At 47.3% G+C, this 6952-nt stretch carries 10 protein-coding genes; 5 read left to right on the forward strand and 5 right to left on the reverse strand.

Annotated elements, in window-relative coordinates; genetic code table 11:
• Position 1: 1 nt before the first annotated feature.
• The gene (locus tag KME11_18005) at positions 2-241 is read right to left on the reverse strand and encodes a hypothetical protein (protein MBW4517103.1); all 240 of its coding nucleotides are present in this window, start codon (positions 239-241) and stop codon (positions 2-4) included.
• A gap of 416 nt (positions 242-657) precedes the next feature.
• Here KME11_18005 and KME11_18010 point away from each other — a divergent pair, with 416 nt between their 5' ends.
• Both KME11_18010 and KME11_18015 read left to right on the forward strand, forming a co-directional pair.
• Positions 658-936, forward strand: a complete 279-nt coding sequence (locus KME11_18010) for a DUF1232 domain-containing protein (GenBank protein ID MBW4517104.1) — start codon at positions 658-660, stop codon at positions 934-936.
• 57 nt (positions 937-993) lie between these two features.
• Positions 994-1338, forward strand: coding sequence for a hypothetical protein (locus tag KME11_18015; GenBank protein ID MBW4517105.1), 345 nt, complete (start codon positions 994-996; stop codon positions 1336-1338).
• 213 nt (positions 1339-1551) lie between these two features.
• Here the strand turns inward: KME11_18015 and KME11_18020 are convergent, their stop codons facing one another.
• From KME11_18020 to KME11_18030, 3 genes are all read right to left on the reverse strand, one after another.
• Positions 1552-2466 carry a ChaN family lipoprotein gene (locus KME11_18020; GenBank protein MBW4517106.1) on the reverse strand — a complete coding sequence of 305 codons (915 nt, stop codon included), beginning with the start codon at positions 2464-2466 and terminating at the stop codon, positions 1552-1554.
• Between the two features lie 217 nt (positions 2467-2683).
• Positions 2684-5233: a glycogen/starch/alpha-glucan phosphorylase gene (locus KME11_18025; protein MBW4517107.1), complete on the reverse strand. Its 2550-nt coding sequence runs from the start codon at positions 5231-5233 to the stop codon at positions 2684-2686.
• A gap of 170 nt (positions 5234-5403) precedes the next feature.
• Positions 5404-5967, reverse strand: coding sequence for a DUF2854 domain-containing protein (locus KME11_18030; protein ID MBW4517108.1), 564 nt, complete (start codon positions 5965-5967; stop codon positions 5404-5406).
• A gap of 88 nt (positions 5968-6055) precedes the next feature.
• Between KME11_18030 and KME11_18035 the strand changes: the two genes are divergently transcribed.
• The 3 genes from KME11_18035 to KME11_18045 are packed head-to-tail and all read left to right on the forward strand — an operon-like array spanning position 6056 to position 6829.
• A complete protein-coding gene (locus KME11_18035; GenBank protein ID MBW4517109.1) occupies positions 6056-6244 on the forward strand; it encodes a hypothetical protein in 189 nt (62 codons plus the stop codon).
• Between the two features lie 57 nt (positions 6245-6301).
• On the forward strand, positions 6302-6634 hold the full coding sequence (locus KME11_18040) for a 2Fe-2S iron-sulfur cluster binding domain-containing protein (protein ID MBW4517110.1): 333 nt from the start codon (positions 6302-6304) through the stop codon (positions 6632-6634).
• Between the two features lie 24 nt (positions 6635-6658).
• Complete coding sequence (locus KME11_18045) at positions 6659-6829, forward strand: hypothetical protein (GenBank protein MBW4517111.1); 171 nt, start codon at positions 6659-6661, stop codon at positions 6827-6829.
• A gap of 33 nt (positions 6830-6862) precedes the next feature.
• Here the strand turns inward: KME11_18045 and KME11_18050 are convergent.
• Positions 6863-6952: transposase (locus KME11_18050; protein MBW4517112.1), on the reverse strand; the 90-nt coding region annotated here is incomplete at its 5' end.

Below are 6952 nucleotides of genomic sequence, written 5' to 3' on the forward strand. Positions count from 1 at the left end.
CCTACAGTTTAGGAAAGCTTGGCTTGTAAACAATGCCTCGAGAACCCGCGCCTCGAGTGCCCTTAGGAACTGGATCACCGGGCGGGTCAAAATTGTGTGGACTCACATTGGTAGGTAAGGAAAGCTGATTGAAATGAGGTAGCTGAAAAGCTTGTGCCGATAAAATAGGCAATCCTAATCCAAGAAGAATACTAAGTAAAAGAATAAGCCGAGCAGAACAGGGAAACCAGGGTAAGAACATAGGATTAGCCGTAAAAGGGTTCTTTTGTCCGAATACACACTAATTTACGCGCTAGTTCTGGCTACTCAGCACAGTTCATGATCTTTTTACGACGCTCGAAGCTGTTTTTTGCATCAATTAAACTTATAGTGACACTGAAGGGGCGATCGCCCTTCCCTATCATTCTGCTAAACCTCAACAGAGTCAGACTTCTTGTTTTTACTTCACTGCCTAAAGTGGGTTTAGTTTGGACATAGTAAGGTGACTTATTGACAAGGTGGGTTTATCGGAATCTTTAAACTTATTCGGTTTCCTGGGAACGGTTTGGGCGGTGTAAGAACACGATTAATCTATCGGTTTTTGCGACCAGACATTTCTCAGCCTATCCATCATGATGAGAGACATAGAGCAAAATAATGAGTGAAGGACAAAGGGCGATGAAACCTAAATTTGCAGTTCCGCTGGTTTCTAAGTTGATGCACAATTGGTTTCGCAACACCATTCGTCATCCCAAGTATGGCGGGTGGATCATTGCCGCTTCTTTAGCCTATCTCTTGAGTCCTTTTGATATCTCCCCAGATGTATTGCCGATTGTGGGTTGGGTAGATGATGGATTGTTAGCGACGTTGGTCGTTGCTGAAGTTTCTCAGCTATTGTTAGATCGATTCAAAAATCAAAAGCAGAGCGAAATTTCTACCGTTCAGCCCACTGTTTAACGGGCGATCGCCTCACTCGGTTATTTAGGCTATATTCATTTCTTCAGAGGTCTTACTATGTCTAATCCTGTTCCTAATGCTATTCCCAACACAATGAAAGATCGCATGGTTAAAGATTTTCAAGCTATGAAAACTGAAGGTCGTCAAAGAGCTACCAAAATTAAGGAGATTCTGCGTCCGGCTCTGGGTGAAACGATCGCTGAAGTTAAGGCAGGCTCAACAACAATTGGGTCGATCGCCAAAGCGCTTACCCTAGCAGTAGTCACCCTGCTGCGAGACACAGTATTGCCTGAACAATCAGCCAAGTTGAACAAAAAAGTTGCGACTGTCGATGAACGCTTGACCGCGAAATATGGCGATCGCTACCAAAGCATTAAACAGCGGTTAGCCCACCTCAAATAAAAGCGATGGGAACGCTGACAGAGTAGGGTCAAATCTGCTATTACTCAAACTAGCAAAAGCTTAAGAGGATGTCTGAGAAGTATCAAAGATTCTTACACTCGCCCCCCAACCCCCCATTTTGGGGGACTTCCGAACCAATGCTCCTTCAAAGTCCCCCAGAATGGGGGATCTAGGGGGCGGATCGGATAGCAATCTAGACTTCTCAGACATCCTCTAAGACCTACAGCTATCACTTAACCAAAAATAATCGGTGATTCCCTGCGGATTGGTCGAAGAAATTACGCCCTCTACTTCCATCCCTTCATCAGGATTGATAATCACCGATCGCTGAATAATGCCTGCCACCCGTCGAGCCACCCGGCTAGGAATGCCATAGCCATAAACCAAATGACCCTCCCCTGCCAGTACAATGACTTGGTGATTTGGCTTTGCTTGAGAGAAATTGGCAATACCCTCTGCCATTGTCTCATCCCATAAAACTTGCGCCAGAAAAAAGCGATCGAAGCTGCTGCTGGCGCTCCGCCCCTGGTGAATCTCTTCATAAACGGCTTGAATCATTTGTCGATAGGCGACGGCGTTATCCGTGCGAATTTCTGAGTCCGGTGGAATCCATTGGCGATCGCTTAGGGTCAGAGACTCTAGTCCCTCTCTAGCAACCTTGCGAGTAATTTCGGTTGGGACGTTGAGGGCAATTAGGGGTAACTGATGCGCTTTAGCAAATCGCAGAATAGGCGCATAGTACTCCCAAGGAAAGCCCCACCGTGAGTCATACTCGCTCTGTTTCTGAAGTTCTAATTCAGTAATTTCGCCTGCTAGGTATTGATCAAGAAAAGGTTGGTAAGGACGCTGAAACATCTCCAGAGCGATCGCCATGCGCTGATCTCGCTGATATAGCGCCTGAATAATTTGTAATTGTCCTTGATGATCGGCAATAGCATCATGGGTTTCACCAAGATAAACCACTCTTGCTCGAGCTAGATCCATTAGCACTGCCTGCTGATCAGTCACGGCTTGCTGATCAACCACAGCTGTATCCGAACACCAAGAAACCGCCTGAGCTAACGCAGACGGGCTCCAAAAGAGTAAACAAGCGATCGTCCAAGCCAGGAACTTAATAGATTTTTTCATTCTTAATGTTAAACAGTCCGGAGTAGAGCCGTCTCAGCTAGAGCTTAGGGAGTTGCGTGAAAATAAAACACCAGTGAAATGCATTGACTTTTCAGCCCCTAAATCTCCCATTCTGGGAGACTTTGAAAGGTTCGGAAGTCCCCCAGAATGGGGGATTTAGGGGGCGGTTCGGGGCGTTATTTAATTGCAACTCCCTTAGCCAGACGGCTCCACTTTTTTAGCTCTTAGAAAGCTCCTTAAGTTCTACCCCAGTTACCTTCTGCAAAGGGTCATCCAAGCTAATCGGCATCGGCTCTACCTGCCAGATATTTTTGCAGTAATCGGCGATCGTCCGGTCAGCAGAAAACTTACCCATGCGGGCAACATTGAGAATCGACATGCGAGTCCAACGATCCTGATCTCGGAACGCTTCAGCAACACGTTCTTGACAATCGCTATAAGCCTGGAAGTCTGCCAACAGCATATATTCATCACGAGAAAGCAACGAATCAACGATCGCCATGAACTGCCCTCGGTCTTTAGGCGAGAAATACCCCGACGAAAGCTGATCAATGACTAGCTTTAGCTCTGGGTTCGCGTTGTAGTACTCCATTGGCTTGTAGCCTTTGTTGCGCAAATCTACAACTTCTTGAGCCGTCATGCCAAAGAGGAAGAAGTTTTCAGCCCCCACTTCTTCTCGAATCTCCACGTTCGCACCATCCAACGTGCCAATGGTCAGCGCTCCATTCAGGGCAAACTTCATGTTGCCTGTCCCCGACGCCTCTTTGCCTGCTGTCGAAATTTGCTCAGACAAATCGGCGGCAGGATAGGCAAATTGCCCTAATGAAACCGAGTAGTTTGCCAAGAACACGACTTTAATGCGTCCGGCAACATCAGCATCATTATTAACTACATCGCCCACAGCGTTGATGAGTTTGATTACCATCTTCGCCATAAAATAGCCTGGAGCCGCTTTACCGCCAAAAATGAAGGTGCGAGGCAACACGTCCATGCTGGGATTGGCTTTGATGCGGTTGTACATGGCAATGATATTCAGTGCCGCTAAAAGCTGACGTTTGTACTCGTGGATGCGTTTGATTTGTACATCAAACATTGAGTTAACGTTTACTTCAAAACCGTTATTGCTGAGAATATATTCAGCTAACTTGCCTTTGCGAGCTTGCTTAATGTTGCGCCAGCGAGTGCAGAACTCGGCATCTTCAACAAATGGTTCAAGCTGGCGAAGGTCATCGAGATGGGTAATCCAGCGATCGCCAATTTTCTCAGTAATCAAGCTTGATAGCTCTGGGTTGCTCATCAACAACCAGCGCCGAGGCGTAATACCATTCGTTTTGTTTTGGAACTTCTCGGGCCATAGCTCGTAAAAGTCATTCATCAAATCCTTCTTAATCAACTCAGTGTGCAGTTCTGCCACACCATTGACAGCGTGACTCCCCACACAAGCCAAATGCGCCATCCGCACTTTCTGGTCATCCCCTTCCTCAATCAACGACATCCGCCGTAGCTTCGTCATATCGCCAGGATACTTCTTCTGGATTTCAGCGAGGAACTGGAAATTAATTTCATAAATTAACTCCAAGTGCCGAGGCAGCAACCGCCCAAACAAATCAACCGACCAGCGTTCTAGCGCCTCTGAGAGCAAAGTATGGTTGGTGTAGGCAAAAGTTTTACGGGTAATATCCCAAGCTTCATCCCATTCCACACCGTGTTCATCAACCAAGAGCCGCATCAGTTCAACCACGCCCACCGATGGATGAGTGTCATTCAATTGAATGGCTGTCTTCTCTGCAAAAGCATCAAACGTATCATGCTGGCGCAGGTAAAGCCGAATGATATCTTGCAGCGAACAAGACACAAAGAAAAACTGCTGCTGAAGCCGGAGTTCTTTACCTTGGGGCGTATTGTCGTTGGGGTAAAGCACCTTGGAAATGTTTTCAGAGAAAGTCTTTGCTGCGACTGCTTGAGTGTAGTCTCCAGCATTAAACACGTTGAAGTCAAAGTCTTCGCCTGCCCGTGCTGCCCACAGGCGTAGTGTATTCACAGTGTTGTTGCCATAACCTGGCACAGGCGTGTCATAGGGTGTTCCTAAAACCGTTACTCGTGGCATCCATCGCACCCGATACTGTCCTTTTGCATCGGTGAAGGCTTCGGTATGCCCGCCAAACTTGACCTCGACCATATAGTCAGGGTGAACAATTTCCCACGGGTTGCCAAAGCGCAACCAGTTATCTGGGCGCTCGACTTGCCAACCGTCGATAATCAATTGGTCAAAAATACCAAACTCGTAGCGAATCCCGTAGCCCATGGCTGGAATCTGAAGAGTCGCCATTGCATCTAGAAAACAGGCTGCTAGTCGTCCTAAGCCCCCATTGCCTAGCCCTGGCTCTTCTTCTCGCTCCATGAGGTCGTCTAGGGTTAAGCCAGAAGCTTTGAGGGCTTCGCTAATAGGTTCGTAGATGCCGAGGTTGATCAGGTTGTTGATGAGGAGGCGACCAATCAGGAACTCGGCTGAGAGATAGTACACCATTTTGGTGTCGCTATTGAAATACGTTTGGGCAGTTTTAATCCGCCGATGCACAAGGCGATCGCGCACGGTATATGCCAACGCCATGTAGTAGTCATAGAGCGTTGCGAATTTCTCGTCCTTCCCTTGAATGTAGTAAAGGTTGTCGGCAATGGCACGCTTGAGCGTGTCCACGCTAAGACCTGTCCGATCGTCTTCTACGTAATTCGGTGTGGGCTGGCTGCTCATAAACTCTGGACTCATATCTGGGTTGTCTGAGGGTTCACTTAAACTTATGCACGATACCTTCTCAGAACACAAGAACTTTGTGTTAACTGTTACAACTTCTTATCCTTATGCTTCAGGCTTAAGAGAAGCTTAAGGATCGAAATAACCGCGATCGCAACCCTTTAAATTTTAGTTAACCTCAGCCTTTACCTACCCGCGATCGCCGTTTCGGGGGCGGTAATCAACGCCATTTCAACTTCTTCCTCAGCAAGCGGGATCAGTTCAACTCGCACTCCAGGACCAAAAAAACGAGTGAGCTTGTCCTGCTTTTCCTGCCAGGTCTCTAAGGGAATCAGAGGAGAATAAAACTTTAAGATGAGCGCGTAGTTGCCGTCCCAGTTTTGCTCCCGAATGTGATTCAAAATGGGGCGATCGTCATCGGTTGGGCTTAAGCCTAAGCGCTTCAAAACCTCATCCAGGTGAGCTTCCTGCCCATAGCGATACCGAGTCACATCTTTACGAATTTGATTTTGAGTATCGGTTGCCTCTTTTTCTCGAAGTGCCAAAACTTCTGGCGAGGACGGCGGCATAGGCACGGGCTTCAGTTCAGAGGCTGTCAAGGCAAGACCGCCCAGCAAAATGGGAATTCCGTAGAAAAAACCAATTAAATTTAAAGTCGAGTTTTGCACCCCATAGGCAATAAAACCCATCACTGCTAAAACACCGCCTACCACCAAACCAACATTTCCAAGAGAAATTTGACGTAACATATCTTAAGAGTCCACCATTCTTCTCCCCAATTATTCACGATATTGGGGTTGCAAAACCATTTTGATAGATTATCCGGAGCCTAAACCCATGTCAGACAATCAAATTAATCCTCAAGAATTGCGCGATCGCTTTGCCCTAATTGCCAGTAAACGGGATTCCCTGGTGCGCTTGTTAGAGCAGCCTGATTTAGGTACCTTAAGAATTGATGTCAACCAGGCGATCGAAGAAGTCGATGACTTAATCGAGGAGTTCAATCGCACCTTTCCCATAGAATAATTTTCTGTACCCCATACCCTGTAAGCTATTCAAGCGGTTATCTCTTACCTAACATCCATGGCAACCACCTACACCGTTGAAATCCTTCACCAGGGCAGCACCCAGACTCTCACCGTGCCCGAAGATCAGACTATTCTGTCGGCAGCAGATGCAGCGGGTTTGAACTTTCCTTCTGCCTGCAACGCTGGAGTCTGCACGACCTGTGCTGCTCAAGTGCTGTCAGGAACCGTAGAACAGAGTGAGGGTATGGGTCTTAGTCCAGACTTGCAGGCACAGGGCTATGCGCTGTTGTGCGTTTCTTACCCTCGATCTGATTTGAGAATTGAGACTGAGAAAGAAGATCGCGTGTATTATCTGCAATTTGGTCAGTTTCAGAAAGTTAAGAAGTAGCGCTGTTTAGAAAAGGGAAGCCTGATGACGGCAATGCAATTTATAACTTTTGAGGTTGCGCTTCAGCCCACGCCAGCAGCATTGCAGCAACTGGTTTTGGCACAGCTTCAAGCTCAGGGGCAGCCCCTCCGATGGGCAATTACAGCGATCGCCCCCGATCGAACTGCCACCGTTGAAGCAGTGGTAATTATCTAAGAGGATGTTTGAAAAGTTATGGCAAGTCAGATTTTACGCCAATCGCCTCACCATAATCCGGATCATCGCCAGATAGATCAGAGTCTCTGAGGTCTGCGGAAGGTGTTCATAATCTTTGTTCAA

Source organism: Timaviella obliquedivisa GSE-PSE-MK23-08B, from assembly GCA_019358855.1.
Classification (GTDB): Bacteria; Cyanobacteriota; Cyanobacteriia; order Elainellales; family Elainellaceae; genus Timaviella; species Timaviella obliquedivisa.

Bases quoted from the DNA above. Each gene is read 5' to 3' on its own strand.
- KME11_18025 (MBW4517107.1), bottom strand. From the start codon at position 5,233: ATGAGTCCAGAGTTTATGAGCAGCCAGCCCACACCGAATTACGTAGAA.
- KME11_18010 (MBW4517104.1), top strand. From the start codon at position 658: ATGAAACCTAAATTTGCAGTTCCGCTGGTTTCTAAGTTGATGCACAAT.
- KME11_18030 (MBW4517108.1), bottom strand. From the start codon at position 5,967: ATGTTACGTCAAATTTCTCTTGGAAATGTTGGTTTGGTGGTAGGCGGT.
- KME11_18045 (MBW4517111.1), top strand. From the start codon at position 6,659: ATGACGGCAATGCAATTTATAACTTTTGAGGTTGCGCTTCAGCCCACG.
- KME11_18005 (MBW4517103.1), bottom strand. From the start codon at position 241: ATGTTCTTACCCTGGTTTCCCTGTTCTGCTCGGCTTATTCTTTTACTT.
- KME11_18040 (MBW4517110.1), top strand. From the start codon at position 6,302: ATGGCAACCACCTACACCGTTGAAATCCTTCACCAGGGCAGCACCCAG.
- KME11_18015 (MBW4517105.1), top strand. From the start codon at position 994: ATGTCTAATCCTGTTCCTAATGCTATTCCCAACACAATGAAAGATCGC.
- KME11_18020 (MBW4517106.1), bottom strand. From the start codon at position 2,466: ATGAAAAAATCTATTAAGTTCCTGGCTTGGACGATCGCTTGTTTACTC.
- KME11_18035 (MBW4517109.1), top strand. From the start codon at position 6,056: ATGTCAGACAATCAAATTAATCCTCAAGAATTGCGCGATCGCTTTGCC.